Here is a 26,511-nt window from a genome sequence, read left to right on the forward strand (position 1 = left end):
TCGCGAGGCGGCCGGATGGCCGCTCCCTTGGGACGAGGCACCTGAAGACAATGGAAACAGAACCATGGCAGACGCACGGCGCGCGCCGCTCAAAGACCAGACCGACATCTCCGGCGCCCGGGCGCTGATCGTCGAGGCCCGCTTCTACGACGACCTTCAGGATGCCCTGCTGGAGGGCGCCACCGCCGAGCTGAAGGCGGCGGGCGTGGGCTATGATGTTCTCACGGTCACCGGATCGTTGGAGATTCCGGCGACCATTGCCATTGCGCTCGATGCGGCCGCCAAGAACGGCAAGCCCTATGATGCGGCGATCGCGCTCGGTTGCGTCATCCGCGGCGACACCATCCATTTCGAGATCGTGTCGCAGGAGTCCTCGCGGGCGCTGATGGACCTGTCGGTGGCGCGCGGCCTACCGCTCGGCAACGGCATCCTGACGGTCAACACCGAGGACCAGGCCTGGGCGCGCGCCCGCGTCTCGGAAATGAACAAGGGCGGCGATGCTGCGCGGGCCGCGCTCGCCGTGCTGCGCATCAAACGCCGTCTGGCGCGAGGCTGAGATGGCCGAGAGCAGCAACAAACCGTTCAAGGGCCCGGTCAGAGCAAACGATCGGAAGGCCAACCGGCGCGGCGCGGCGCGGCTTGCCGCCGTGCAGGCGCTCTACCAGATGGACATCGCCGGCGCCGGCATCAACGACGTGCTGGCCGAGTTCGAGAGCCACTGGCTCGGCAACGAGGTCGAGGGCGAGCAGTATCTGCCGGCCGAGGCCGCCTTCTTCCGCGACATCGTCTCCGGCGTGGTGCGCGACCAGACCAAGATCGATCCGGTGCTCGATACGGCGCTGGAGCGCGGCTGGCCGCTGCAGCGGATCGAGGCGATCTTGCGCGCGGTGCTGCGCGCCGGCGCCTATGAGCTGGAGCGGCGCAAGGACATTCCGGCGCGGGTCGTCGTGTCCGAATATGTCGACATCGCCCATGCCTTCGTCGAGCGCGACGAGACCGGCATGGTCAACGCCGTGCTGGAGCAACTCGCCCGGCAATACCGAGCCGACGAGATGGGGCCGAAGTAGCGATGGGGGGCGCCGGAGCACGATCGCTGCGAACCGGCGCGATGCCAGTCTCTTTCCTCGACTGTCATCACCCGCGACGGCGGGTGATCCCGTATTCCAGAGACGTTCAAGGGATACGGAAGGGCCGCGGCGTACTGGATCGCCCGGTCGAGCCGGGCGATGACAGCAGAGTGTGCAAAGTGTGGGGGACGAGCGCGTGACCCACAACCCCTCCGGCGAAGACTCCCTGATCGCCCGCTATTTCAAGCCGCTGGCGACCGACCCCGGCGCCTTCGGCCTCGTCGACGATGCCGCGATCATTCCGGCCAATGGTGACGACATCGTCGTCAAGACCGACGCCATCGTCGAAGGCGTCCATTTTCTCGCCAGCGATCCCCCCGACACCGTCGGGCGCAAGGCGCTGCGGGTGAACCTGTCCGATCTCGCCGCCAAGGGCGCCGTGCCCACCGGCTTCGTCCTGACGCTGGCGCTGCGCGAGAAGGACGAGGCGTGGCTGTCGGAGTTCGCGCGCGGCCTCGGCGAGGACGCGGCGGCGTTCGGCTGTCCGCTGCTCGGTGGCGACACCGTGTCGACGCCCGGTCCCGTGATGATCTCGATCGCAGCCTGGGGGCGGGTGCCCCGGGGCCGGATGGTGCATCGGTTCGGGGCGCGTGCCGGCGACCGGGTGATGGTCACGGGAACGATCGGTGATGCCGCGCTCGGCCTGCGCATCCTGACGGGCACAGCGGAGGCGGCGGCGCTGGCCGACGATCCCGTCGCGCGGGATATGCTGATCGGCCGCTATCGCACGCCGCAGCCGCGCAATGCCCTGGCCGCGGCCGTGAGAGACTACGCGACCGCCTCGATGGACGTCTCCGATGGCCTCGCGGGCGACCTGACCAAGCTCTGCGCCGCCTCTTCCGTGAGCGCCGACATCGCGCTGTCACACATTCCACGATCGCCGGCGGCGGCGAAGCTGCTCGCTGTCGGGGCCGCGCAGCTTGAAAGCATGATCTCCGGCGGCGACGATTACGAGATCCTCTGCACTGTTCCCGCAGCGCAATGCGCAGCGTTCCGTGCTGCAGCCGAGACGGCGGGCGTTGCCGTCACCGACATCGGCGCCATCGTCGAAGGAACGCGAGCCCCGCGCTTCCTGGACGGACAGGGCCGTCCAGTCACACTGACGCGTTTGTCCTTCAGCCACTTCTGACACCTATTTGCACCGCACAATGCGACCAAAGAAGCGTCTGAATTTGGAGCGGTTCAGGCGTCGCGGCGTTGCGTCATCATGGCGATTTTGGCAAGCTTCATGATGTTCGAGGCGGCTCCGCCCGGGGCGGCCTGACAGGGGGCGTGCGTCGCACCATCGCGGCGTGACGTAGTTAGAAAAGCAAAGAGCCGAGGAAACTAAATGTCAGCTTTATGGGTGATCGTGCTCTGCGGAGCGCTGTCGATCGTCTATGCGATCTGGGCCACACAATCGGTGCTCAGCGCAGACGCCGGCAATGCGCGCATGCAGGAAATCGCGGCGGCCGTGCGTGAGGGCGCGCAGGCCTATCTTCGCCGCCAATACATGACGATCGGAATCGTCGGTGTCGTGATCTTCGTGCTCCTTGCGTATTTCCTCGGCATGCTCGTCGCGATCGGCTTTGCGATCGGCGCGATCCTCTCCGGCGCGGCTGGCTTCATCGGCATGAACGTGTCGGTGCGCGCCAACGTCCGCACGGCACAGGCGGCGATCACCTCGCTCGCCGGCGGCCTCGAACTCGCCTTCAAGGCCGGCGCCATCACCGGTCTGCTCGTGGCCGGTCTCGCACTACTCGGCGTCACCATCTATTTCGGCATCCTGACCGGCTTCATGAAGCTCGCGCCGGACAGTCGCACCGTGATCGACGCGCTGGTCGCGCTCGGCTTCGGCGCCTCGCTGATCTCGATCTTCGCCCGTCTCGGCGGCGGCATCTTCACCAAGGGCGCCGACGTCGGCGGTGATCTCGTCGGCAAGGTCGAAGCCGGAATCCCGGAGGACGATCCGCGCAACCCCGCGACCATCGCCGACAACGTCGGCGACAACGTCGGTGACTGCGCCGGCATGGCCGCCGACCTGTTCGAGACCTACGCGGTGACCGCGGTCGCCACCATGGTCCTGGCGGCCATCTTCTTCGCCAAGTCGTCGCTGTTGACCAACATGATGACCCTGCCGCTCGCCATCGGCGGCATCTGCATCATCACCTCGATCGCTGGCACCTTCTTCGTCAAGCTCGGCGCCAGCCAGTCGATCATGGGCGCGCTCTACAAGGGCCTGATTGCGACCGGCGTCCTGTCGCTCGGTGGCGTGGCGCTGGCGATCGCCTGGCTGATCGGCTTCGGCAAGCTCGACGGCGTCGACTACACCGGCACGGCGTTGTTCATGTGCGGCGTGGTCGGTCTGGTCGTCACCGGCCTCATCATCTGGATCACCGAATACTACACCGGCACCGACTTCCGCCCGGTGAAGTCGATCGCGGCGGCCTCGGTGACCGGTCACGGCACCAACGTGATCCAGGGCCTCGCCATCTCGATGGAGTCGACCGCGCTGCCCGCGATCGTCATCATCGCCGGCATCCTGGTCACTTATAGCCTGGCCGGCCTGTTCGGCATCGCGATCGCGACCACGACCATGCTCGCTCTGGCCGGCATGATCGTCGCCCTCGACGCCTTCGGCCCGGTGACGGACAACGCCGGCGGCATTGCCGAAATGGCCGGCCTGCCCAAGGAGGTCCGCAAGTCGACCGACGCGCTCGACGCGGTCGGCAACACCACCAAGGCGGTCACCAAGGGCTACGCGATCGGCTCCGCCGGTCTCGGCGCGCTGGTGCTGTTCGCGGCCTATAATCAGGACCTGCAGTTCTTCATCGCCGACTCCGCGCACCATCCGTACTTCGCGGGGATCAAGCCGGACTTCTCGCTGAACAACCCGTATGTGGTGGTTGGTCTGCTGTTCGGCGGCCTGCTGCCGTATCTGTTCGGCGCGATGGGCATGACCGCGGTCGGCCGTGCGGCCGGCGCGATCGTCGAGGAGGTGCGGCGTCAGTTCCGCGAGAAGCCGGGCATCATGCAGGGCACCGACAAGCCCGACTACGGCAGGGCCGTCGACCTGCTGACCAAGGCGGCGATCAAGGAGATGATCATCCCCTCGCTGCTGCCGGTGCTGTCGCCAATCGTCGTGTACTTCCTGATCTACGCCATCGCGGGCGGCGGCGCGGCCGGCAAGTCGGCGGCGTTCTCGGCCGTCGGCGCCATGCTGCTCGGCGTCATCGTCACCGGCCTGTTCGTCGCGATCTCGATGACCTCAGGCGGCGGCGCCTGGGACAACGCCAAGAAGTACATCGAGGACGGCCACTACGGCGGCAAGGGCTCGGATGCTCACAAGGCGGCGGTGACGGGTGACACCGTCGGCGACCCCTACAAGGACACGGCCGGCCCCGCGGTGAACCCGATGATCAAGATCACCAACATCGTGGCCCTGCTGCTGCTGGCGATCCTCGCGCACTGAGCGGGGCGATGTCCTGACCAATAAAGGCCCCGCGGCGCGAGCCGCGGGGTTTTTCATTGTCTCTCGTTGTGTCGTGACGCCGTCTATTCCGCCGCGCGCTGCCGCGTCCGATAGCTCTGCAACGTGCTCTGCGCCGTGCGCGGCTGCATTTGCGAGAAGCTCGCCAGATGCTGGTCGAGCTGCGGGCGTGCGCTGCCGCTGGCGCTCGCCTGCATGAACAGCAGCGTCGTGGTCGTGACCCAGGACAAATCGAGCGCCTTGGCCAGCACCAGCAGCTGATCCGGCTGCTTGCGCACGAAGGCGCGCTCGACCACGTCGAGCGGCAGCTTGCACATCAGGGACAGCGCCAGCGTGACCTTGTCGAAGCTGCCTTCCTTGGCGAAGCCGTGCAGCTGCGCCTCGTGGAGCCGGCCGGTCGCGTGCAGCAGCTCGACATAGTCCTTGGCGGTGACGAAATCGGCCGAGTGCGTCCGCGCGGCGGCCTGCAGATGATCCGAAGCCTGCGCCACGGCGAGCTCGACGATCTCGGCCCGCGCCGCATCAGCGCTGGCGAGCTGGCTGCGCACCGCGTCGGAGGCTTCGACGAACAGCCGGACCAGCACCTCGCGTGGGCTGTCGGGCCGGCTCCAGAGCTTCAAGGCGAGGCCGGGATCTTCGGATGCCTTGGTCACCAGGCCGGAGAAGCCGTGATCGGAGAAGCGCGCGCCGCCATTGTTGGCGGTGTTCGAAACGACGGCCTGATTGCCGCGATCGACCAGAACGTCGGTGACGGATTCCGTGAGGATCTTGCGGTCGGAGATCGCGAGCAGATGCTCCTGGCCCCGGGTCTGCGCGGTCGCGACCAGGGTCTCGTCGTCGAGCCGTTCGCTCTGGCGCAGCACGGAACCTGCCACCGCGATCGTCTCGTCGCTGGCGAGCAGACGGAGCAGCCGCGGCGGTGCGTCAGGCAGCATCGCGAGCCGGCTGCCGAGCTGCGCCCGCGCCGCAATGGCGACGTTGTCGAGCAGCTTGAACAGCACGTGGTCGAACAGATCGACATGTTCTTCGGTGAACTTGCCCGAGCCCACGACGAACAGGTCGGTGACGCGCTCCAGGATCTCGGCGCGCCGCGACACGTATCGGCTGGCGAGAATGTCTTCGAGCTGGTGGAGAACGCTGTTGGGCAAGGCACGGCTCATGCGATGGACATCGCCGGCGCCTGCCCCTCGGACGGTGATCGGACCGCATCCACGCGAGGTCGTCGGCCCGGCATCGGCTGATGGTATCTCGCAACCGGATCAAGGACGCGCGGCCGCCATCTATCGCACCATCCCGCTTAAGGTGCCGTTACACCACGAACCCTATTCCAATGCTCCACCGAGACGCGGCGCTGCCGGGCCCAGGGCTACTTCACGTCCATCTGCAGGCCTTCCTTCTGGATGATCGACGCGAACTTGGCTGTCTCGGCCTGGACGAAGTCGCCGAACTGCTGCGGCGTGCCGTAGTCGGCGCGGGCGCCCATGGCCGCGATGTTCTTAGCGATGTCCTCGCGCTCCAGCATCGCCTTGACCTGCAGGTTGAGCGCGCTGACGATCTCCGGCGGGCAGGCCTTGGGCAGGAACACGCCGAACCAGGACGACACGTCGAACTTGGCCAGCTCCGGCGCACTTTCGCGCATCGTCGGCAGGTCGGGCGCGTTGGCGCTGCGCTCCGGCGTCGTCACGCACAGGCCGGTCAGCTTGCCGTCCTGCACCTGCGGCAGCGACGGAAACAGATTGTCGAACAGGATCTGGATGTCGCCGGCGAGCGCGGCCTGCAGCGCGGGACCGGCGCCGCGGAACGGGATGTGCGTCATCTTCAACCCGGTGAGCTGCAGGAACCAGGCGCCGGTGAGATGCGGGCTCTGGCCGACGCCTGACGAGCCGTAGTTGAGCTTGTCGGGATTGGCCTTGAGGTAGGCGATCAGCTCCGGGATCGACTTGATCCCGGTCGACGGATGCGCCGAGACGATGTTCGGGATGCGGATCATGTTGGACACCGCCTGCAGCTGATCCGGCTTGTAGGCGAGGTTGCGGAAGATCGAATAGGCGATCGCGTTGGGACCGGGATTGCCGATCAGGATCGTGTACCCGTCCCCCTTGGTGTTACGCGCGACCTCGGCGGTGCCGATCGTGCCGCCACCGCCGGAGCGATTCTCGACCACCGCCGATTGTCCCCAAACCGTCTGCAGATGCGCGGCCAGCAGCCGTCCCATCACGTCGGTGCTGCCGCCGGGCGCGGCGGGCACGATCAGCTTGATCGTCTCGGTCGGACGCCAGTCGGCGAGACTCGTGCGCGGCAGAATGGCGGCGGTCGACAGCGCTGCGGCTCCGGACAGAAGCCTGCGGCGCGACAGCGCGATGCAATGAGCCAATGATTCCTCCCTGCTCTTGTTTTGCAGCAGGGTAGGGAAGATTGCAGCGCCAGAGCAAGCAGGCCAATTGCGCGCGAGCTGCGCAATTCAGCGCAGCGGTCCGGCTTTGTGCCGTGGCCCGGAATCACATTCCGGGCTGCGGCGATCGTGTCGGGATCAGTTGAAGCTGAGCAGCTTGAACAGCGGCGTCAGGTAGCTGAGCTCCTGGCCGGAGGTCGGCGTGGTGCGGCTGACGAAGTCGAAGATCTTGCCGTCCTTCATGCCGTAATTGGCGAGCCGCCGGACCTGGCGGTTCTTGTCGAAATAGATCGCGATGACGCGCTGATCGACCACCTTCTGGTTCATGAAGGCGACAGGGCGCTCGGCGCGCTGGGAGATGTAGTAGAATACCTCGCCGTCGAGTGTCGCCACCGTCGACGGCGTGCCCATCACGATCAGCACCTGGTCCTGGCTGGCGCCGATCGGGATCTGCTCCAGCGCGCCGGGGGGCATGATGTAGCCCTTCTGGAACTGCTCGCCGGTGCAGGCGGCCAGCGCCAGACAGGTCAGCGCGATCGCGCCGGCGGTGCGCAGTCGGGTGCTCAGGCCGCGGGAGAGCAGGCGGGCAGTCGTTCGCATTGTCTGGGTCATCTTCTTCAGATCGGATCCCGTCCCCTTGCGTCGGGCAGGGCGTTGACGTACCGGGCAAACTTGCGGATTGCAACATGCCCCCGAACAGGGTCAGGGAAACTCGACTGCGGAACCGTCATGCTCTGGCCATTCAACCTTCTCAGCAAATCCCGACCGTCCCCGCGCGGGACCATCGAGCCGATCTATGGCACGATCGTGGCACAAACCCGAGACCCGTTGTTTTATAGACACTTGAATGTCCCCGACACGGTCGAGGGACGGCTCGATCTGCTGATTCTGCACCTCTGGCTGGTGCTGCGGCGGCTGCGCGGGGTGGGGTCGGAGCTCTCGCAGGCGCTATTCGACCGCTTCTGCGACGACATGGACGACAATCTGCGCGAGATGGGGGTGGGGGATCTCACCGTGCCGAAGCGGATGCAGAAGTTCGGCGAGGCATTCTATGGCCGCACCGCCGCCTATGACCTCGCCTGGTCCGAGAGCGAGGCCCGGCTGGCGGAGGCGCTGCAGAAGAATATCTTGAACGGGGAGCATCCGGACAGCGCAGCCGGACTTGCCGCCTATGCGGCGCGGGTGGCCGCGCACCTCGCCGCTCTCGACGACAACAGGCTGCTCGGCGCCGGCTGGAGCTTCCCGCAGCCGGTGCAGCAGGACTAGCGAGATGAGCAGAGACACAGACACATCGCGACAGACGGGGCGAGATCCGGCGAAGGATCCCTGGCGGGCGCCGCCGGTGATCGTGGCGCAGATTCCGGAGGCCGGCCTGCATCGCGAGATCGAGGCCGACGAAGCCACGCGCCGCGCGCTCGCCGCACTCGCCGAGCTGCGCGAGGTCATCTCGGCCCATGCCTCGTTCGACGTCGTCCAGAAGCGCGACGGCAAGGTGCATGTCGAGGGCCGGGTGCGGGCCCGGATCGGTCAGACCTGCGTCGTCACGCTCGATCCGATCGAGATCGAGATCGACGAGCCGATCGACCAGATGTTCGCCCCGCCGGAGCAGATTCCCGAGCTTGCCGATCTGGTCGAGGACGATCCCAACAGCGAGGTGGAGACGGCTGATCCGCCGGAGCCGATCATTGGCGGGCAGATCGACCTCGGCCGGCTTGCCGCCGACGCGCTGTTCCTGGGGATCGATCCCTATCCGCGCAAGCCGGGTGCCGTGTTCGAGCAGCCGATGGCGGCAGCCGCCGAGCCGGAGGATCATCCCTTCGCGGCGCTGAAGGCGCTGAGATCGGCAGATGCCGCCGCCCCGGGCGCCGTCAAAGCGAAGAAAACGGGTGAGGATTGACGCGCCGTTGTGCAGGCCGGAAGCGGTCGATCCTGTCACAAAGCCTCTCGAAATCCTCTCAAGCTGCTGATTTCGATGGCAAAGACGGGTCCCTGCTGGCCCCGGACCGCGTGGCGGTTGCAAATTGCATTGCCCCCGGGAGGTTGTTTCGACACGGAGAGACGCTATTGTCGCGCCCGGGTCGGGGTGCGACGAAAAGGCCCGGACGGCCTCTGGCCTGTCCATCGGCCGCGCAATGCCTTTGAACGACCGCCAAACACGGCCAACCAAGTCACGGCCAAGACGAGACAAAGCTCGAGATCAGGTTTCCGGGACGTCATGCCTCAAAAGGTTCGAATCGCGCTGGACGCCATGGGCGGGGATTTCGGCGCGGCCATCGTCATTCCCGGTGCTGCGATCGCGCTGAGCCGCCATCCGGATGCGGAGTTTCTGCTGTTCGGCGATAGCGCCAAGATCGTACCCGAACTCGACCGGCATCCGCGGCTGAAGGCCGTCTCGCGGGTCATCCACACCGACGTCGCCGTCAGCATGGAGGACAAGCCGAGCCAGGCGCTCCGGCGCGGCCGAAAGACCTCGTCGATGTGGCTCGCGCTCGAGGCGGTCAAGAAGGGGGAGGCCGACGTCGCCGTATCCGCCGGCAACACCGGCGCGCTGGTGGCGATGGCGCGCTTCTGCCTGCGCACGCTGGACGGGATCGACCGGCCGGCTCTGGCCGCGATCTGGCCGACCGCGCGCGGCGAATCGGTGGTGCTCGACCTCGGTGCGACGATCGGCGGCGATGCCCACCATCTCGTCGCGCTGGCCGTGATGGGCGGCGCGCTGGCGAGCGTGCTGTTCAACAAGCCGCGGCCGACCGTCGGCCTTCTCAACATCGGCGTCGAGGAGATCAAGGGCCATGAGGAGATCCGCGAGGCGGCCGAGCAGCTGCGCGCGATGAACCTGCCGCAGCTCGACTATATCGGCTTCGTCGAGGGCGACGGCATTGGCAAGGGTGCGGCCGACGTGGTCGTGACCGAGGGCTTCAGCGGCAACATCGCTTTGAAGACGGCCGAGGGCACCGTCCGCCAGGTCACGGATTTCCTGCGCGGCGCGATCCAGGCGAGCTGGCTTGCACGGATCGGCTATCTGTTGGCCCGCGGCGCCTTCGCCGCTTTGCGGGCCCGACTCGACCCGCGCAAATCCAACGGCAGCGTGGTGCTCGGGCTCAAGGGCATGGTGGTGAAGAGCCACGGCGGAACCGATGCCGAGGGCTTTGCCTCGGCGGTCAGGGTTGGCTATGAGATGGCCCGCTACGATCTCCTGACCAAGATCAATCAAACACTCAATCCCGACGGCGGCGCACCGGCGTCCGAATCCGTCGTCCAGGAGGCTGTCTCGTGACAATTCGTTCGGTCGTGCTCGGCTGTGGCTCCTACCTCCCGCAGCGGGTCGTGACCAATGCCGAGCTGGCAAGCCGCATCGAGACCTCGGACGAGTGGATCGTCCAGCGCACCGGCATCCGTGAGCGCCATGTCGCAGCCGAGGGCGAGTTCACCTCACATCTGGCGGTCAACGCGGCTCGGGCCGCCCTTGCGGCGGCCGACGTCGATCCGCAGTCGATCGACCTGATCGTGCTCGGCACCTCGACGCCGGACAACACCTTTCCGGCGACCGCGGTTGCGGTCCAGAACGAACTCGGCATCCACCATGGCGCGGCGTTCGACCTGCAGGCGGTCTGCTCGGGCTTCGTCTTTGCGCTCGCCACCGCCGACAATTTCCTCCGCAGCCGCTCGTTCAAGCGTGCGCTCGTGATCGGTGCCGAGACCTTCTCGCGCATCCTCGACTGGAACGACCGCACCACCTGCGTGCTGTTCGGTGACGGCGCGGGCGCGGTGATCCTGGACGCCCAGGAGCAGGGCGGCACCTCGGCCGATCGCGGCGTATTGACCACGCATCTGCGCTCCGACGGTCGCCACAAGGCCAAGCTCTATGTCGACGGCGGTCCGTCCTCGACCCAGACCGTCGGGCATCTGCGGATGGAGGGCCGCGAGGTGTTCAAGCACGCGGTCGGCATGATCACCGACGTGATCGTCGACGCCTTCGATGCTACCGGCCTGTCGGCCGAGACCATCGACTGGTTCGTGCCGCACCAGGCCAACAAGCGAATCATCGACGCTTCGGCGCACAAGCTGCACATCGCGCCGGAGAAGGTGGTCTTGACGGTCGATCTGCATGGAAATACCTCCGCTGCCTCGATCCCGCTGGCGCTGGACGTGGCCGTCAAGGACGGCCGCATCAAGAAGGGCGACGTGGTTTTGCTGGAGGCGATGGGCGGCGGCTTCACCTGGGCCTCGGCCCTGGTGCGCTGGTGAGCCTGCCGTGCGGCGGGATTACGCCCAGAGATCGACACTACGGCCTGTACTTCTATTCACGCTGCTGTTGACCACCGCCGCTTAACCTCTTAATTTCCGGAGCGAATTATTCGCCGTGAGTTTGGGGCAGGCGATGGCGGGAACCGGAAAAACAGTCACACGCGTCGATCTCTGCGAGGCAGTCTACCAGAAGGTGGGGCTGTCGCGGACGGAGTCGTCTGCATTCGTCGAGCTGGTCTTGAAAGAGATCACCGACTGCCTCGAGCGCGGCGAGACGGTCAAGCTATCGTCCTTCGGGTCGTTCATGGTGCGCAAGAAGGGGCAGCGCATCGGACGAAACCCCAAGACCGGCACGGAAGTGCCGATCTCGCCGCGGCGGGTCATGGTGTTCAAGCCGTCCGCGATCCTGAAGCAGCGCATCAACGGCCAACAGGGCAGCGGCAAGATGAACGGCGAGGCCAGCGCCGAGTTCGGCGCCGAGCCGGAATAGGGCCGGGGCCGCCGCATTGTCGGCAGGCCGTGACGAACGCGTATCGTTCGTTCCGTGTACAGTTCGTCCCGCGTACAGTTCGTCCAATCTATTCAGCGTAGTCTGCCACTTTCTTGTCAGCACGATCGAAGGGGAACGGGCATTTGGACAAGGCGCCGGATGCGTTTCGGACGATCAGCGAGGTCGCGCAGGAGCTCGACATTCCGCAGCACGTGCTGCGGTTTTGGGAGACCCGGTTCGCCCAGATCAAGCCGATGAAGCGGAGCGGGGGCCGGCGCTATTACCGGCCCGACGACGTCGACCTGCTCAAGGGCATCCGGCGCCTGCTCTATGGCGAAGGCTACACCATCAAGGGGGTGCAGCGGATCCTGAAGGAGCACGGCGTCAAGTCGGTCCAGGGACTGGCCGACAGCTCTGCCGCGGTCTCGTTCGGTGCGATGGAGGAGACGCTCGGCCAGGCCCTCATGGAGGAGGAGCCGATCGGCGAGGCCGAGGTCGAATCGGAGGACGAGGAGGAGGCCTCCGACGAGGAGGGCATCGACTTCCGCTTCGTCGACACCGAGGACGACATCCTCGACACCTTCCGGGTCGGCCCGCCCGCCCGCGCCGGCATGAAGCCGGAAGACCGCGACAAGCTCCAAGGCGTGCTCAAGGAGCTGCTGGACTGCCGCGCGCTGCTCGATCGCGCCATGAAAGAGGTGTGAAGGTTACGCCCTCCGCAGCATGGTTGGCCTGCGGTAGTGGCTGGCGTTGGTCGGCCGAACTGTGGACGGACGGTGGGCGCCGCGAGTCGGCTGCGCTCTCCTCCTCCTTGTGGTGAGGGTTTGGGGGTCCACGAACTCCGCTCGATCGGGTCACCCACGAAACCCGTCCGCCGTGCCTTGCATCCCATCCCGATCACGGCTACACGATCGGCCATCGGAGCGTGGCGCAGCCCGGTTAGCGCACTAGTCTGGGGGACTAGGGGTCGTGGGTTCGAATCCCGCCGCTCCGACCATTTTCTCGAATCGCCACATTTGACATCGGCCGATGCGTTTCAGCGTGGCCCTGCCGCGGCCGCTTCGTCCGTGAGACTGGCTTTTCAAGCCGCAGACCGCCCCCTAAACTCCCGAATTGGGCCGCTGGACGCTGTTCGATCCGGCTCGTTTCATTTGTGAACTTTGTTGCCGAGACTTCCGTCATGGACGCCGCCGTCGCCGACACCTCCTTTGGACATTTCGACAACGCCGAGCAGATCGCCTTCTGGAACGGTGCCGGCGGTGGGCGCTGGGTCGCGCGCCGCGCCGAGATCGATGCGCTACTGGCACCGGTGCAGGAGGCGCTGCTGGAGCGCGCGGCAATTCAGGCGGGCGAGCGGGTGCTCGACATCGGCTGCGGTTGCGGGGCGACCTTGATCGCGGCGGCCGAGAAGGTCGGCCCCGGCGGCAGCGTGCTCGGCCTCGACGTGTCCGCAGCCATGCTGACCGCGGCCCACGAGTTCGCCCCCACCGATGCGCCGGTGAGCTTCGTGCAGGGCGACGCCATGGTGCATCACTTCAAGGCCGCGAGCGCCGATCTCATGATCTCGCGCTTCGGCGTCATGTACTTCGCCAATCCGGTGCGCGCCCTGCTCAACATCCGCAATGCGCTGCATTCGGAGGGGCGCGTCGCCTTCGCCTGCTGGGGCGAGCTGCGCGACAACCCGTGGGCGCTGGAGCCGCTGCAGGCGGCCTATGACCACGTGCCGAAGTTGCCGGGATTGCCGCCGCACGCGCCGGACGATTTCGCGTTCGGAGCCGCCGAGTGGATCGAGAAAGTTATGACCGATGCCGGGCTGCGGCGCATTCGGCTGGAGCGCCACGACATCGCGCTCGACTTCGGCGCAGGCGCCGGCCTCGACAGCGCGGTGCAGACGGCGCTCGCGATCGGGCCCGCCGGCCGCGCCGTGGCCGGGCAGCCGTCCGAGACCACGGAGGCCGCGATCGCTGCCGTGAGGAAGGCGCTGGCGCGCTACGCCAAGGGGCCGCGCGTCGTGGTGCCGGCATCGTTCTGGATCGTGACAGCGGTCGATCCGTAATGCGACGGCCGCGCCGGAGCCCAAGCGCGGCGCCATCTATGCGAGCGCGGAACTTGCGATCAGCGCATATGCGACAGAAAGAACGCGTTTTGAGATGTGCAAGATGACGAGACTGCTCTCAGCCGGTGCCGTGTTGGTCGGCTTCCTGTCGGCGGCGAAGGCCGACGTTCAAATCAATATGCAGCCAGGCTCACAATGCTGGTCCTACCAAGGATTGGATACGCGATTTTACGGCAACTTTGTGGGCGGCCAAGCTCTGACCGTCGGGATTGTCGAGCAGCAATTGAACGAGAAAGGTGGGATGGAGGCGGTTGTCTATAGTGGCGCGCAGGTCTGGGTGAACGGTCCTGATGGTTTCCTCAAGGATGGCTACCGCGAGGCGGATGATCGGATCATCTACACGGACAAGCCGGGCCGCTACATTTTCAATTTGTATGAGCATGGAACAGGCGCCGCTTATCCAGTCTTCGTGAAGATATGCGCGAGCAGAAAGGACCAGGCCAACAAGAGGTGACCCGATCCTTCGTGCTGGTTTTGCCCCCGTGACAAAGCCGCAAGATCGGTCGAGCGCGTCAGCGTTGAGCGCGCTTAGCTGCTGCGGCCACGGAGTACTGAACGATGAAGGCGGCGCTGCAGAACTACCATGCGCGGATGCAGCGGGTCCTGGATCACATCGACCGGCATCTGGACGATGATCTGGATCTGCACGCGCTGAGCAGCATCGCTGCCTACTCGAAATATCATTTCCACCGGCAGTTCACGGCGACCTTCGGGCTGTCCGTGCATCGCTACATCCAGCTCGCCCGCATGAAGCGGGCGTCCTATCAGCTGGCCTACAGCGATGCCCAAACCGTCACGGAGGTCGCGATGGATGCCGGCTACGATGCACCGGACGCCTTCGCCCGCGCCTTTCGGCAACGGTTCGGGCAATCGCCGTCATCGTTCCGGAAATCTCCCGACTGGGAGCCGTGGCTTGCGGCCTTCGGGCCTTTCGACGAAGCAAGGAGCAAGCTGATGCGGACGACCTATACCCCTGACGACGTGACGATTCGCGAGGTGCCGACCACGCCGGTGGCGATCATGGAGCATCGCGGCGACCCGGCGACGCTCGGCGCCACGATCCAGCGCTTCATTGCCTGGCGCAAGGCTGCCGGCCTGCACCCCAGGACCAATCCGACCTTCACGGTCTGGCGCTCCGAGCGGCGCCCCGCGTCGCCTGCCGATTACAGCGTGGATCTCTGTGTCGGGACCGATCAGCCGGTCGAGACCGATGACGCGACAATCAGGGTCGGCGAGATCCCCGGCGGACGCTGCGCGGTGCTCCGGGTCGTCGGCAACACCCACAATCTGGAGCCGGCCGCGCTGTTTCTCTATCGCGACTGGCTTCCGGCCAGCGGCGAGGAGGCGCGTGACTTCCCGATCTATTGCCAGCGGCTGAACTTCTTCCCGGAGGTTCCCGAGCACGAGACGGCTGCGGACCTGTTCCTGCCGCTCAAATAGCCCCTGACGGCCTGCCCCTTCCTAAAACGTGTAGCCAAGAGCCATCTCAACCCTCGAGTCCCGGATGCAGGGCTCGGGGGGAGCGGGCCGACCTTGGAGCGGTTCCAGTTCTCGTCCGGGAACCGCGATCCGGCCATGTCGTTAACGGTCAAGCAGCTCAGTCGGGGCCCACACCCTGACATTGAACCTTTGCGCGCACGCGCGCACCAAACCTGTGTTCGGCTCGTCGCGGAGTCGGGTTTCAGGAAATTTCAGGCTGACATCGGGGTTCACCTCGATGTGCTGTTCATTGTCGTTGAAGGAGGCGCGTATGGTCCTCAGGACTTTGAAAGTGTCGCTGTCCGTTTTCGCCGCTGCAACCTCGGTGGTGTCGCTGTTTGCCGTCAGCTGGGTCGGTCTCGCACTGCTCGGCTACTGATAGCTCACGCAAGCATAGAGGCGCACTCTGCCTCGCAGATGGAAGCGCCCGGATCGAGCCTGATCCGGGCGCGCGTTTTTGCAGATGCGAAGGGCCACGGCGCTATGCGAAGGCCTTTTCCACCGTCTCGATCAGCACGCGGAATGACTTGTCGTGGCGGGTGATCGGCGGAATCGCCCGGGTGATGCCGAGCAGCTGATAGACCGCCATCTGCGCCGCGCGCACCGAATATTCCACCGTGAACACGACGTCATCGGGAATCTCGACGAATTGGCTGACGAAGGCGAGATTCTTCGAATTCGCCGGCACCGGCAGCGGGCGGTCGCTGGTGTTGCGCGGCATGAACATGCTGGTGATGTAGGGCAGGCGGCAGGGAACGCAGGTCGCGTTGTCGAACACCGAAAGGTCGAAGTTGAGATGGCCGCACAGTTCCTTGAGGATGTCGGCGCCGCCGCAATCGGCCATGGCCTTCGGCACGAAATTGCCGATGCGGTCGGGATGCAGCGCGTAGCCCCAGAACACCTGCACGTTCGCAGGCTGGCCGGCGAAATGCGGCTGGTGATACAGCACGACCGACATCAGCCAGTTGGACTCGGTGAAGGTAACGAGCCCGCCGGTGCCGGCGACATTGCCGGTGAACGCTTCCATCGCGTCGAAGAAGCGCGGATTGCGGCAGGTGACGGTGAAGGACTCCCAGCAGGATTCGGGGATCGATGAGTTGAACGCGGCGGGATTGCCGAACTCCGGGCGTCCCCTTGCGATCTTCTCCCACAGCGTCCAGCCCTGGCTGTCCTGCTTGGTGAGCCGCGGCGGCGGCGCATCCTGCGTGCCGAGGCTGGTCGCATCCGTCATCGAGCCGTTTTGCAGGAAGACCAGATCGTCGGTTGCTATCACGACCGTCTCCGGCTTGCCGTTGCGATCGAGGGTCAAGCGCTTGACGACGTGCTTGCCGGCTTCCGTCGCGATCTCGATGTCGGTGACATCGACGCCGCCGGCGAAATTCACGTCATGGCCCTCCAGCCATTTGACGAGCGGCACCACGATCGCGTCGTACTGATTGAACACGGTGCGCTTGACGCCGGCCAGCGTCTCGATGCGCGGAAACTCGTTCATGAAGCGATGCAGATAGCGCTTGAACTCGACCGCGCTGTGCCAGGGCTGGAATGCGAACGTCGTCTGCCACATGAACCAGAAATTCGTGGTGAAGAACGGCGGCGACAGCCAGTCGGTGATGCGGGAGTTGCCGAGCTTGTCCTCGGAGGCCTCGGTCAGCCTGACGAGCTCGAGCCGATCCTGCATCGTAAAGCCCATGGTGGAGACGTCGACCTTGTGCCGGTTGCGATCGACGAGGCGCGCCTGCGAATGCGCGACATGGGCCTCGTTGAAGGCGAGCGTCTCGTCGCGCACGGTGCGGCCGGGATCGCCGGCATTGGGGATGGTGGAGAGCAGGTCCCACGTGCATTCGTAGTGATCGGTCGTCAGCATGCGGCCGCCGCGCAGCGAATAGGAACCGTCGGGCAGCCGCGCGCCATCGAGACTGCCGCCATAGGGCAGATGTTTCTCGTAGATGGTGATGTCGCGTCCCGCGACGCCGCCGTCACGGATCAGGAATGCCGCGCCGGCCAATGCGCCGATGCCGCTGCCGATGAAATACGCCTTCATGATGGTTCACCCGGATCGTCTGTTGCGATCCGGGGCTTAGCCGCTGTGTTCCCTCGCGGAACTGATTCAGATCAACTGCAGACGCGTGCGGAGATCACGATCGCGCGCGTGCGGTCAGGCGAATGATTTCACCACCGATTGCAGCAAAACCTTCAGCGATTTGTCATACGGCGTGACCGGCGGAATGGCACGGTCGATCTTCAAGAGCTGATAGACCGCATGCATGGCCGCGCGCACCGAATATTCGATCGTGAAAACGGCGTCTTCGGGCAGCTCGACATATTGGCCGATGAAGGCGAGATTCTGCGAGGTGAGCGGCACCGGCAGCGGCCGGTCGCCATAGCTGCGCGGCATGAACATGCTCATGATGTACGGCATCCAGCACGGCACGCAGCTCGCGTCGGCGAACACCGAGAGCGGAAAGCGCAGGTGCCCGCATAGTTCCTTCAGGATCTCGGCGCCGCTGCACTCGGACATCGGCCTGGGCACGAAATTGCCGACGCGATCGGGAAACAGGCCGTAGCCCCAGAAGATCTGGATGTCGTCAGGCTGGTTCGGAAAGTACGGCTGGGTATAGAGCACGATCGACATGCGCCAGTTCGAGTCGGTGAAGGTCACGAGCCCGCCGGTGCCGGCGACGTTGCCGCTGAAGGCCTGCATCGCGTCGAAGAAACGTGGATTGCGGCAGGTCACCGTGAAGGATTCGAAGCTCGACTCCGGGATGCACGCGTTGAACACGGCGGGATTGCCGAACTCGGGCCGGCCGGCCGCGAGCTTCTCCCACAAGGTCCAGCCATGGCTGTCGGCTTTGGTGAGCGGCTTCGGCGGCCGTCATGGCTGCCGAGGCTGGTCGCGTCGGTCATCGAACCCGCGGTGTAGAACACGAGATCGTCGCTCGCGAGATCGATGCTGCGGCGTACGCCGTCCTGATTGAGCACGAGCCGGGTTGCGCGGTGGCGGCCGTCCGTGGTGGCGATCTCGATGTCCTCGACGTCGGCGCCGCCGACGAAGTTGACGCCGCGACCCTCGAGCCAGCGCACCAGCGGCAGCACGATCGAGTCATACTGATTATAGACGGTCCGCTTGACGCCGCCGAGCGTATTCATCATCGGGAATTCGTTCATGAAGCGCCGCAGATAGCGCCTGAACTCGACGGCGCTGTGCCAGGTCTGGAAGGCGAAGGTCGTCTGCCACATGTACCAGAAATTGGTGGTGAAGAACGGCGGCGACAGCCAGTCCGAGATCAGCGAATTGCCGAGCTTCTGCTCGGAAGTCTCCGTGAGCCTCGTCAGCTCGATGCGATCCTGCATCGAGAATCCCATGGTGGAGACGTCGATCTTGTGCCGGTTGGCATCGACCAGCCGCGCCTGCGCGTGCGTGACGTGGAGCTCGTTGAAGGCGACGGTTTCGCCGAGGATGTTCTCCTCGGGCCGTGAGTAGCTGGGAATCGTCGACAGCAGGTCCCAGGTGCATTCGTATTGTTCGGTCGTCAGCATGCGTCCGCCGCGCATGGAGTAGGAGCCGTCGGCAAGCCTGGTGCCGTCGAGGCTGCCGCCATAGGGCAGGCGCTTCTCGAAAATGGTGATGTCCTGACCGGGGACGCCGCCGTCGCGGATCATGAATGCTGCGCCCGAGAGCGAGCCGATGCCGCCGCCGATGAAATAGGCCTTCATGAAATCGACCTGCTATCCAAGGGTTTGAAACACAATAACGAAAATGCCGGCAGGCGCGGCGTATCAAAAGCCGAATAAAAACCCGCCGAGGGTCATGTTACCGCGGCGGGATGAATTAGTCGTCAACACGTTGAGGTCGTCTATCCGCGTGCGGCTCAATGTCCCGCCATGTGGCGGCCGATCTCGGTCAGGTCGGCTTCGCCGACGCGGGTCTCGTAGACGAGCTGGCCGTGGAAAATCACGACCAGGCGGTCGGAGAGTTCGAGCAGCTCGTCGAGATCCTCGCTGACCAGCAGCACCGCGGCGCCGCGGTTGCGGGCGGCCATGATCTCGGCATGGATCTGCGCCACCGCCGCGAAGTCGAGGCCGAAGCACGGATTGGCGGCGATCAGCACTTCGACGTCGTGGCCGAGCTCGCGCGCCAGGACGGCGCGCTGCACGTTGCCGCCGGACAGTGCCGAGATCGGCGTATCCGGCGTGCGGGTCTTGATCTTGTAGCGGTTGATCTTGGCGGTCGCATCCTTTCGGAAGGCGGACTTGTTCAGCCACCAGCCACCGCGGGCGAACGGAGCGCGGTCGAACTCGCGCAGCGCGATGTTGTCGGCGACGCTCATGCCGCCGACGCAGGCGTTCTTCAGCGGCTCCTCGGGCAGCAGCGACATCTTGTGGCGCCGCATCTCCTCGCGGCTCGCGGAATAGAATTGGCCGGAGACACGGACAGCGCCGCTCTCGGCCTCACGCTGGCCGGCAAGCACCTCGACCAGCTGGCGCTGGCCGTTGCCGGAGACGCCGGCGATGCCGACGATCTCGCCGGCGCGCACGGTCAGCGACAGATCATGCACGGCCACTCCGCCGGCATCGTCGCGTGCCACCAGCTTGTCGACCTCGAGCCTGACCACGCCGGCCTCGCCGGAGCGCGCCGGCTGTACGGTGAGCTGCTCGGCGCCGATCATCATCCGCGCCATGTCGTCCGGTGTCAGCTCCGACACCTTGCCGCGGCCGGCGAGCTTGCCGCGCCTGAGGATCGTGACCTCATCGGCGAACGCCATCACCTCGCGGAATTTGTGGGTGATCATCAAAATGGTCAGCTCGCCGGCCTCGACCATCTTGCGCAGCATGCCCAGGACTTCATCCGCCTCGCCCGGCGTCAGCACCGAGGTCGGCTCGTCCAGTATCAGGAAGCGCCGCTTCAGATAGAGCTGCTTGAGGATCTCGCATTTCTGCCGCTCGCCGGCGGAGATGGCCGACACCTTGGCGTCGAGCGGCACGCGGAACGGCATGCGCGCCAAGAAGGCCTCCAGCTCCTTCCTCTCCTTGGCCCAGTTGACCACCGCCGGTACGTCGTCACGCGCCAGCACCAGGTTCTCGGCCACCGTCATCGCCGGTACCAGCGTGAAGTGCTGGTAGACCATGCCGAGGCCGAGCGCATGCGCGTCCTTGGGATTGTTGATCTCCCGTTCGCGCTCACCGATCAGCACGTCGCCCTCGGTCGGGCGGTAGTAGCCCATGATGCATTTGACCAGCGTCGACTTGCCGGCGCCGTTCTCGCCGAGCAGCGCGTGGAACGAGCCGGGCTTGACCTTCAGCTCGACATTGTCGAGCGCGGTGAACGCGCCGAAGCGCATCGTCATCGCGATCGCTTCGACCCCGAATGCCCCCGCAGGCGTCGGATCGTCGCCGATCACGACAGCGCCTCGATCAGCGCCGATGATGTCGCGACTGCGCCGAACACGCCGCCCTGCATCTTGATCATCTTCAGCGCGTGGTCGTGATTGCCCTTGTCGGTGGCGCCGCAGCAGTCCGACAGCAGCACGCATTCGAAGCCGCGGTCGTTGGCCTCGCGCATCGTGGTGTGGACGCAGACGTCGGTGGTGATGCCGGTCAGCACGATGTTCTGGATGCCCTTGAGGCGCAGGATCAGCTCCAGATCGGTGGCACAGAACGAGCCCTTGCCGGGCTTGTCGATCACGATCTCCCCCGGAGTCGGCGCCAGCTCGGGAATGATCTCCCAGCCCGGCTCGCCGCGCACCAGGATGCGGCCGCAGGGGCCGGGGTCGCCAATGCCGGCGCCGATCTGCTGCGAGCGCCAGCGCTTGTTAGCGGGCAGGTCGGAGAGATCGGTGCGGTGGCCCTCCCGGGTGTGGATGATGCAGAAGCCCTGCGCACGCATCACCGTCAGCAGCGTCTTGATCGGCTCGATGGGGGCGCGGGTCAAGGAGAGGTCATAGCCCATCTTGTCGACATAGCCGCCGACGCCGCAGAAGTCGGTCTGCATGTCGATCACGATCAGTGCCGTGTTCTCTGGACGGAGATCGCCGTTGTAGGGCCAGGCATAGGGCTCGGAGCGGATGGTGCGCGCGGTCATGGCGGGCCTCTGGACTAGCGGGTGATGGACAATTCGGCCGGCGCGCCGCTGAGGGTGCGCTTCGGGGAGCAGGTGATGATCATGATGAGAAGCGTCAGGATGTAGGGCGCGGCGTTGAACAAATGATAGCCGGAGGTGACGCCGACCGATTGCAGCGCCGGTCCGAGCGCGGCAGCACCGCCGAAAGCCAGCGAGGCCCACAGGCACAGCATCGGGTCCCAGCGTGCGAAGATCACGAGCGCCACCGCCGTGATGCCTTGTCCCGACGACAAGCCCTCGTTCCAACTGCCGGGATAGAACAGCGACAGGAACGAGCCGCCGATGCCGGCGAGGAAGCCGCCGGCCATGGTGGCGCGCAGTCGGATCATCAGCACCGAATGGCCCATCGCCCGCGCCGCGTCGGCGCTCTCGCCGGCGGTGCGGATCAGGAGGCCCCAGCGCGTGGTTCGGAATGCCCACAGCAACAGCGGCGCGAGCACGACGCCGAGCAGGAAGAGGACGTTGATGCGCAAGGCCGCACGCACCTGCGGCACGTCGCTCCACCAGCCGAAATCGATCGCCGGAAGCCGCGCCGCCGTCGGCTCGATCAGCGGCTTGCCGAGGAAGAAGGCGAGGCCGGTGCCGAACAGCATCAAGGAGATTCCCACCGCGACGTCGTTGACGCGCGGCAGCGAGCAGATGCCGGCGTGCAAGGCCCCCAGCAGCGCGCCGGTGAGGCCGGCGGCGAGCACGCCTGCCCACGGCGATCCCGAGAGGTAGGAGATGCCGTAGGCGCTCATTGCGCCCATTACCAGCGTGCCTTCGAGGCCGAGATTGATGCGGCCGGAGCGCTCGGTGATGCATTCGCCGAGGCTCACGAACAGGAAGGGCGTGGAGACGCGGATGGCGCCGCCGAGCACCGCGAGCGGCACGGTCCAGAGCCCGATATTGCCGTCAGCCATGGATCACGACTTTCCCTTGAGGAAACCGATGCGGCCGTAGAGCGCGTCGCTCGCCAGCACCGAGATGAAGAGGATGCCCTGCAGCACCAGCACCGAGGCGTCGGGCAGGCCGAGCCGGCGCTGCAGCAGTCCGCCCGACGCATTGATGCCGCCGAGCAGGATCGCGACCGGAATGATGGCGAGCGGATTCTGCCGTGCCAGGAACGCGACCAGAATGCCGGTGAAACCGTAGCCGACGGCGAGATTGGCGTTGGTGCGGCCCTGCACGGCGGCGACCTCGACCATGCCGGCCAGCCCGGCGCAGGCGCCGGCGAGGAAGCAGACGGTGAGGATCAATTTGCCGACCGACAGACCGACGATCTTGGCGGCGCGGATGTTGCCGCCGGCGACGCGCGCGGCAAAGCCGAAGGTGGTGTGGTAGATCAGCCCATAGGCCGCGATGGCGGCAATCAGGCCGAACACCAGGCCCCAGTGCACGTCGGTGCCGGGAATGCTGCCGATCATGTTGGCCGCGCCGATCTCACGCGTCGACGGCTTGTTGAGGCTCGCCGGATCGCGCATCGCGCCTTCGACGAGATGATTGAGGATCGCGAGCGCGATGTAGACCAGCAGCAGGCTCGAGATCGTCTCGTTGACACCGCGATACTGCCGCAAGGCCCCGGACAGCAGGATCCACAAACCGCCGCCAGTCATGCCGGCGATCACCATCGCGATCTGCACCACGAGCGGCGGCATGCCCTGCAGCGCCAGGGCCGCCGAGGTCGCCGACAGCGCGCCGATCAGCAGCGCGCCTTCGCCGCCGATGATCACCATGCCCAATTGCGCGGGCAGGGCGGTGCACAGCGCCGTCAGGATCAAGGGAGCTGCCCGCGTCAGCGTGTTCTGCCAGGAGAACCAGGTGCCGAAGGCGCCGTAATACATGTACCAGTAGAGATCGAGCGGGTTCTTGCCGAACAGCGCGACGAAGATGCCGAACACGATGAGCGCGGCGACAAGCGCCGCGCCCGGGATCAATATGTACTCGATGCTCCCGCCGTAACGTTGCAGGAAACCTGCGTCGGCGGCCTGCGCGATGGCGGCCGCATCAACCGGATCGGCCGCCTCTGATGTCACGACGTGGCTCCGATCACGCCCTCGACCAGATAGTCCATCTTCTCCAGCTCCGGGTCCTTCTGGCCGCGCTCGGTCCCGGCGGTGATCACGGTCTTGCCCTTGTTGTCCTTGATCGGGCCCTTGAAGATGGTGTAGCCCTCACCGAAGAACTTGCTCTTGATTTCGTCGGCATGCTTGCGTGCCTGCTCGGAGACCGCCTCGCCATACGCCGAGATCTTGACCACTTCTTCCTTGAGGCCGCCGCGATAGAAGTTCGGGATGCTCTCGCCAGCCTGGAGCATCTTGACGAATTTCGGATACAGCGCTTCCCAATTCCATTCCGCGCCGGTCAGATACGCCTTGGGCGCCAGTGGCGACTGGTTGACGTGATAGCCGGTGACGAAGGCGCCGCGGCGCGCGGCATTCTCCACCATCGTCTTGGGGCCGTCGACATGGCAGGTCAGCACGTCGACGCCCTGGTCGATCAGGCTGTTGGTCGCCTCGGCCTCCTTGACCGGCATCGACCAGTCGCCGGTGAAGATCACTTGCGTGGTGGCCTTCGGGTTCGCGAGCTGCGCGCCGAGCGTGAAGGCGTTGATGTTGCGCAGGACCTGCGGGATCGGCTTGGCCGCGACGAAGCCGAGCTTGCCGCTCTTGCTCGTATAGCCGGCGACGATGCCGGCGATGTATTGCGCCTCATCGATATAGCCGAAATAGGAGCCAGCGTTCTTCGGGTCCTTCTCGCTCCACAGGCCGCCGCAGTGCTCGAAGCGCAGCTTCGGGTACTTCGCGGCCATCTTGATCATGTGCGGATTGTAGTAGCCGAACGACGTCGGGAACAGCAGCGTGGCGCCGTCGAGATTGATCATCGACTCGATCGTCTTCTCGACCGCGTCGGTCTCCGGCACCTTCTCCTCTTCGATGACCTTCAGCCCAGGCAGCTTCTTCAGCGCCGCTGCACCTTGCGCATGCGCCTGGTTGTAGCCGTAGTCGTCGCGCGAGCCGACATAGATGAAGCCGATCGTCGTCTCCGCCGCGAAGGCCGGCCGCAGGCCGGCGGCTGCGCCGAGCGTCAGCGCCGCGCCACCCTGCAACAGATGCCGTCGTGAAATCCTGCCAAAGTCCATTGGTGAGCTCCCTCGGCGGGTCGATCCGCCCGCGCTGTCATCACGGCTTCACCGGCACGGCGGAGCCTCGAAAGGGAGTGATCGCAAGCTTTGTGCCAGCGGCGTGCGGGCAGGCAGGCGCACCAAGTCGTTGAAATGGCGCCATTTTGCAGATGATCGGAGCTTAGGCAGACGAATTCCCTGCTCGGTTTCAGCCTATAAAATAATCAATCGACTTCAATTGTATGCAATGAGTTCGGCCGCGTGGTACCGGCGCCAACCGTGCCCGCGAGCCGGAGGCTGCGACGCGGCGGCGGCCGCCAGGTCAAAGCGAGGCAGAACGAATGTCGCAGTGAGGAGGAGCGGTGCGCAATCGTCCTCCGCAGGCTGTTCGCCGGTGAGCGAGCCCTTTTCATATCTGCTGCAGACTGTCTGGGGTCTCAGATCCCGAGCAGCCAGACCGCGACGATGGTGCCGATCACAGCGAGCCCGCTGATCGTCCAGCCCGTCACATAGGCGCCGTCGTCCGATCCCGCGGGATCGACCATCGTGTCGCGCCAGCCTTCCTCCTGCCAGTGCCCCTGTTGGTACGCCATGCGAACCTCCTCGAGCCTGCCTCCCCGTGGGATAAGTCGGATGCCCCTCGAGAAGGTTCAATCCCAAGCTGAAATCTTCGTTGCATGCGCTGCAACGCAAATCCCCGACATCCCCTCTGGTCAGGCCCGCGAAACGACCTAAGCTCGGGACGCGTTCCGCGAAGAGAACGAGGAAGTGGCCGGGCGGCAGGGCTGCGCCCGCAGTAGGGAAGGAAGAGCATCTGATGAAGGATTTCGCCGGCAGGATCGCCGTGATCACCGGAGGCGGCACGGGCATGGGCCGCGAGCTTGCCCGCCAGCTCGTGGCCGAGGGCTGCAACGTCGCGATGTGCGACGTCTCGGTCGAGGCGATGGCCGAGACCAAGCGGCTGTGCGAGGCCGAGAAGCTGCCGCAGGGCCTGCGCGTCACCACCCATGTCGCCGACGTCTCGATCGAAGCGCAGCTCCAACGCTTTCGCGACGAGCTCGCCGAGCAGCAGGCCACCGACAAGATCCATCTGCTGTTCAACAATGCCGGCATCGGCGGCGGCGGCAGCCTGTTCACCAACAGCCGCGAGCAGTGGGAGCGCACCTTCAACATCTGCTGGGGCGGCGTCTATCTCGGCGTCCGCACCTTCCTGCCGATGCTGCTGAAGGCGGACGAGGCGCATATCGTCAACACCTCGAGCGTCAACGGCTTCTGGGCCTCGGTCGGCATGGGCGTCTCGCACACCGCCTACAGCGCCGCGAAGTTCGCGGTGAAGGGTTTTACCGAAGCGCTGATCAACGACCTCCGCCTCAACGCGCCGCACATCAAATGCTCCGTGGTGATGCCCGGCCATATCGGCACCTCGATCGTCTCCAACTCGCGCAAGGTGCAGAGCGGCACCGAGTCCGACGAGCTCAGCGAGACCGAGATCATCCTGGCCCGCCAGCGCATGCAGGGCATGGGCATCGACGTCGCCGCCATGAGCGACGCCGACATCCAGGCTGCCGCCCGCGAGCGCGCCCGCAGCTTCCTCGAGGACGCCCCGACCACGGCGGCGCAGGCCGCCAAGATCATCCTCGACGGCGTCAAGGCCGAGCAGTGGCGGATTCTGGTGGGCGAGGACGCCAAGCTGCTGGACTTGCGCGTCCGCCAGTCGCCGGAGCAGGCCTACGAGCCGGAATTCTTCCAGCGCTTCGCGCAGGAGGCTGGGTGGAAGCTGGGGTAGGGGCGGGCCTATTGGTTCAGTTGGGGAGTTGGGATGGAATCTCTCGCCCCGGAGACGGTGAGCCCCCTCCCCCTTGCGGGGAGGGGTCGGGGGTGGGGGTCCACGAGGGTATGAACCGGGCTGAGTCCTGACAATTCAGACCGGGTTGATTCCTGACAGGCAAGCTTCGTCCGATTCGAAGGA

Annotated in this window: 24 protein-coding genes, 1 tRNA gene and 1 pseudogene; 15 read left to right on the forward strand and 11 right to left on the reverse strand. The window is 65.7% G+C overall.

The features are described from left to right. Window positions 1-64 precede the first annotated feature (64 nt). From ribH to QX135_RS26675, 4 genes are all read left to right on the forward strand, one after another. A complete protein-coding gene (gene ribH, locus QX135_RS26660) occupies window positions 65-556 on the forward strand; it encodes a 6,7-dimethyl-8-ribityllumazine synthase (RefSeq protein ID WP_315740221.1) in 492 nt (163 codons plus the stop codon). A 1-nt stretch (window position 557) separates the two neighbouring features. Next, the gene (gene nusB / locus QX135_RS26665) at window positions 558-1,067 is read left to right on the forward strand and encodes a transcription antitermination factor NusB (RefSeq protein ID WP_315740220.1); all 510 of its coding nucleotides are present in this window, start codon (window positions 558-560) and stop codon (window positions 1,065-1,067) included. Between the two features lie 196 nt (window positions 1,068-1,263). After that, window positions 1,264-2,256: a thiamine-phosphate kinase gene (thiL, locus tag QX135_RS26670; RefSeq protein WP_316180841.1), complete on the forward strand. Its 993-nt coding sequence runs from the start codon at window positions 1,264-1,266 to the stop codon at window positions 2,254-2,256. A 201-nt stretch (window positions 2,257-2,457) separates the two neighbouring features. Then, window positions 2,458-4,578 (forward strand): sodium-translocating pyrophosphatase, encoded by a 2,121-nt coding sequence (locus QX135_RS26675; protein ID WP_316180839.1) that lies wholly within the window; start codon window positions 2,458-2,460, stop codon window positions 4,576-4,578. Between the two features lie 83 nt (window positions 4,579-4,661). On the opposite strand, the gene QX135_RS26680 is transcribed toward QX135_RS26675, so the two are convergent. The 3 genes from QX135_RS26680 to QX135_RS26690 form a co-directional block, all read right to left on the reverse strand. Then, window positions 4,662-5,744 (reverse strand): DUF2336 domain-containing protein, encoded by a 1,083-nt coding sequence (locus tag QX135_RS26680; protein WP_316181010.1) that lies wholly within the window; start codon window positions 5,742-5,744, stop codon window positions 4,662-4,664. A 218-nt stretch (window positions 5,745-5,962) separates the two neighbouring features. Continuing rightward, window positions 5,963-6,970, reverse strand: a complete 1,008-nt coding sequence (locus QX135_RS26685) for a tripartite tricarboxylate transporter substrate binding protein (RefSeq protein WP_315775151.1) — start codon at window positions 6,968-6,970, stop codon at window positions 5,963-5,965. A gap of 156 nt (window positions 6,971-7,126) precedes the next feature. Continuing rightward, entirely contained in the window at window positions 7,127-7,588 is a 462-nt protein-coding gene (locus QX135_RS26690; protein WP_315740216.1) for an outer membrane protein assembly factor BamE, read from the reverse strand. Window positions 7,589-7,717: 129 nt separating this feature from the next. On the opposite strand from QX135_RS26690, the gene QX135_RS26695 reads away from it, so the two are divergent. From QX135_RS26695 to QX135_RS26740, 10 genes are all read left to right on the forward strand, one after another. Further along, on the forward strand, window positions 7,718-8,254 hold the full coding sequence (locus QX135_RS26695) for a ubiquinol-cytochrome C chaperone family protein (RefSeq protein ID WP_315740215.1): 537 nt from the start codon (window positions 7,718-7,720) through the stop codon (window positions 8,252-8,254). Window positions 8,255-8,258: 4 nt separating this feature from the next. After that, complete coding sequence (locus tag QX135_RS26700; RefSeq protein ID WP_316180837.1) at window positions 8,259-8,885, forward strand: DUF177 domain-containing protein; 627 nt, start codon at window positions 8,259-8,261, stop codon at window positions 8,883-8,885. Between the two features lie 318 nt (window positions 8,886-9,203). Next, window positions 9,204-10,265: a phosphate acyltransferase PlsX gene (gene plsX, locus QX135_RS26705; protein ID WP_315740213.1), complete on the forward strand. Its 1,062-nt coding sequence runs from the start codon at window positions 9,204-9,206 to the stop codon at window positions 10,263-10,265. Continuing rightward, on the forward strand, window positions 10,262-11,236 hold the full coding sequence (locus tag QX135_RS26710) for a beta-ketoacyl-ACP synthase III (RefSeq protein WP_316180834.1): 975 nt from the start codon (window positions 10,262-10,264) through the stop codon (window positions 11,234-11,236). The genes plsX and QX135_RS26710 overlap by 4 nt, the downstream gene beginning before the upstream one ends. Before the next feature lie 133 nt (window positions 11,237-11,369). Then, the gene (locus tag QX135_RS26715) at window positions 11,370-11,726 is read left to right on the forward strand and encodes an integration host factor subunit alpha (protein ID WP_315758632.1); all 357 of its coding nucleotides are present in this window, start codon (window positions 11,370-11,372) and stop codon (window positions 11,724-11,726) included. A 143-nt stretch (window positions 11,727-11,869) separates the two neighbouring features. Next, complete coding sequence (locus QX135_RS26720; protein ID WP_315775146.1) at window positions 11,870-12,430, forward strand: MerR family transcriptional regulator; 561 nt, start codon at window positions 11,870-11,872, stop codon at window positions 12,428-12,430. A 215-nt stretch (window positions 12,431-12,645) separates the two neighbouring features. Continuing rightward, window positions 12,646-12,723 (forward strand) — tRNA-Pro (locus QX135_RS26725). 183 nt (window positions 12,724-12,906) lie between these two features. After that, window positions 12,907-13,782 carry a class I SAM-dependent methyltransferase gene (locus tag QX135_RS26730; protein WP_316180832.1) on the forward strand — a complete coding sequence of 292 codons (876 nt, stop codon included), beginning with the start codon at window positions 12,907-12,909 and terminating at the stop codon, window positions 13,780-13,782. A gap of 103 nt (window positions 13,783-13,885) precedes the next feature. Further along, entirely contained in the window at window positions 13,886-14,296 is a 411-nt protein-coding gene (locus tag QX135_RS26735) for a hypothetical protein (RefSeq protein WP_316180830.1), read from the forward strand. 104 nt (window positions 14,297-14,400) lie between these two features. Continuing rightward, window positions 14,401-15,282, forward strand: a complete 882-nt coding sequence (locus QX135_RS26740) for an AraC family transcriptional regulator (protein WP_316180828.1) — start codon at window positions 14,401-14,403, stop codon at window positions 15,280-15,282. Between the two features lie 520 nt (window positions 15,283-15,802). On the opposite strand, the gene QX135_RS26745 is transcribed toward QX135_RS26740, so the two are convergent. The 8 genes and pseudogenes from QX135_RS26745 to QX135_RS26780 all read right to left on the reverse strand — a co-directional run bounded on the left by QX135_RS26745 (window position 15,803) and on the right by QX135_RS26780 (window position 25,135). Beyond that, window positions 15,803-17,362: an oleate hydratase gene (locus QX135_RS26745; protein ID WP_316180826.1), complete on the reverse strand. Its 1,560-nt coding sequence runs from the start codon at window positions 17,360-17,362 to the stop codon at window positions 15,803-15,805. Between the two features lie 114 nt (window positions 17,363-17,476). Continuing rightward, window positions 17,477-19,035 (reverse strand): annotated as a pseudogene (locus tag QX135_RS26750) (oleate hydratase). 155 nt (window positions 19,036-19,190) lie between these two features. Continuing rightward, window positions 19,191-20,666 carry an ABC transporter ATP-binding protein gene (locus QX135_RS26755; RefSeq protein WP_316181008.1) on the reverse strand — a complete coding sequence of 492 codons (1,476 nt, stop codon included), beginning with the start codon at window positions 20,664-20,666 and terminating at the stop codon, window positions 19,191-19,193. A gap of 50 nt (window positions 20,667-20,716) precedes the next feature. Next, window positions 20,717-21,400 (reverse strand): isochorismatase family cysteine hydrolase, encoded by a 684-nt coding sequence (locus tag QX135_RS26760; RefSeq protein WP_316180824.1) that lies wholly within the window; start codon window positions 21,398-21,400, stop codon window positions 20,717-20,719. Window positions 21,401-21,414: 14 nt separating this feature from the next. After that, window positions 21,415-22,341 (reverse strand): ABC transporter permease, encoded by a 927-nt coding sequence (locus QX135_RS26765; protein WP_315812784.1) that lies wholly within the window; start codon window positions 22,339-22,341, stop codon window positions 21,415-21,417. 3 nt (window positions 22,342-22,344) lie between these two features. Next, complete coding sequence (locus QX135_RS26770) at window positions 22,345-23,454, reverse strand: ABC transporter permease (RefSeq protein ID WP_316234375.1); 1,110 nt, start codon at window positions 23,452-23,454, stop codon at window positions 22,345-22,347. Further along, entirely contained in the window at window positions 23,451-24,560 is a 1,110-nt protein-coding gene (locus tag QX135_RS26775) for a BMP family ABC transporter substrate-binding protein (protein WP_316163865.1), read from the reverse strand. The genes QX135_RS26770 and QX135_RS26775 overlap by 4 nt, the downstream gene beginning before the upstream one ends. 419 nt (window positions 24,561-24,979) lie before the next feature. Then, a complete protein-coding gene (locus tag QX135_RS26780) occupies window positions 24,980-25,135 on the reverse strand; it encodes a hypothetical protein (RefSeq protein ID WP_315740199.1) in 156 nt (51 codons plus the stop codon). A gap of 224 nt (window positions 25,136-25,359) precedes the next feature. Between QX135_RS26780 and QX135_RS26785 the strand changes: the two genes are divergently transcribed. Next, window positions 25,360-26,328, forward strand: a complete 969-nt coding sequence (locus QX135_RS26785; RefSeq protein WP_315774235.1) for an SDR family NAD(P)-dependent oxidoreductase — start codon at window positions 25,360-25,362, stop codon at window positions 26,326-26,328. Window positions 26,329-26,511 lie beyond the last annotated feature (183 nt).

This window comes from Bradyrhizobium sp. SZCCHNR1098, assembly GCF_032489375.1.
Taxonomy (GTDB): Bacteria; Pseudomonadota; Alphaproteobacteria; order Rhizobiales; family Xanthobacteraceae; genus Bradyrhizobium.

What these genes read in the sequence shown, in the direction of transcription:
- QX135_RS26785 (WP_315774235.1), top strand. Translation starts at nt 25,360, where the DNA reads ATGAAGGATTTCGCCGGCAGGATCGCCGTGATCACCGGAGGCGGCACG.
- QX135_RS26780 (WP_315740199.1), bottom strand. Translation starts at nt 25,135, where the DNA reads ATGGCGTACCAACAGGGGCACTGGCAGGAGGAAGGCTGGCGCGACACG.
- QX135_RS26690 (WP_315740216.1), bottom strand. Translation starts at nt 7,588, where the DNA reads ATGCGAACGACTGCCCGCCTGCTCTCCCGCGGCCTGAGCACCCGACTG.
- nusB (WP_315740220.1), top strand. Translation starts at nt 558, where the DNA reads ATGGCCGAGAGCAGCAACAAACCGTTCAAGGGCCCGGTCAGAGCAAAC.
- QX135_RS26745 (WP_316180826.1), bottom strand. Translation starts at nt 17,362, where the DNA reads ATGAAGGCGTATTTCATCGGCAGCGGCATCGGCGCATTGGCCGGCGCG.
- QX135_RS26760 (WP_316180824.1), bottom strand. Translation starts at nt 21,400, where the DNA reads ATGACCGCGCGCACCATCCGCTCCGAGCCCTATGCCTGGCCCTACAAC.
- QX135_RS26715 (WP_315758632.1), top strand. Translation starts at nt 11,370, where the DNA reads ATGGCGGGAACCGGAAAAACAGTCACACGCGTCGATCTCTGCGAGGCA.
- QX135_RS26765 (WP_315812784.1), bottom strand. Translation starts at nt 22,341, where the DNA reads ATGGCTGACGGCAATATCGGGCTCTGGACCGTGCCGCTCGCGGTGCTC.
- QX135_RS26740 (WP_316180828.1), top strand. Translation starts at nt 14,401, where the DNA reads ATGAAGGCGGCGCTGCAGAACTACCATGCGCGGATGCAGCGGGTCCTG.
- QX135_RS26735 (WP_316180830.1), top strand. Translation starts at nt 13,886, where the DNA reads ATGACGAGACTGCTCTCAGCCGGTGCCGTGTTGGTCGGCTTCCTGTCG.
- QX135_RS26695 (WP_315740215.1), top strand. Translation starts at nt 7,718, where the DNA reads ATGCTCTGGCCATTCAACCTTCTCAGCAAATCCCGACCGTCCCCGCGC.
- QX135_RS26775 (WP_316163865.1), bottom strand. Translation starts at nt 24,560, where the DNA reads ATGGACTTTGGCAGGATTTCACGACGGCATCTGTTGCAGGGTGGCGCG.
- plsX (WP_315740213.1), top strand. Translation starts at nt 9,204, where the DNA reads ATGCCTCAAAAGGTTCGAATCGCGCTGGACGCCATGGGCGGGGATTTC.
- QX135_RS26755 (WP_316181008.1), bottom strand. Translation starts at nt 20,666, where the DNA reads ATGACGATGCGCTTCGGCGCGTTCACCGCGCTCGACAATGTCGAGCTG.
- QX135_RS26675 (WP_316180839.1), top strand. Translation starts at nt 2,458, where the DNA reads ATGTCAGCTTTATGGGTGATCGTGCTCTGCGGAGCGCTGTCGATCGTC.
- QX135_RS26700 (WP_316180837.1), top strand. Translation starts at nt 8,259, where the DNA reads ATGAGCAGAGACACAGACACATCGCGACAGACGGGGCGAGATCCGGCG.
- ribH (WP_315740221.1), top strand. Translation starts at nt 65, where the DNA reads ATGGCAGACGCACGGCGCGCGCCGCTCAAAGACCAGACCGACATCTCC.
- QX135_RS26730 (WP_316180832.1), top strand. Translation starts at nt 12,907, where the DNA reads ATGGACGCCGCCGTCGCCGACACCTCCTTTGGACATTTCGACAACGCC.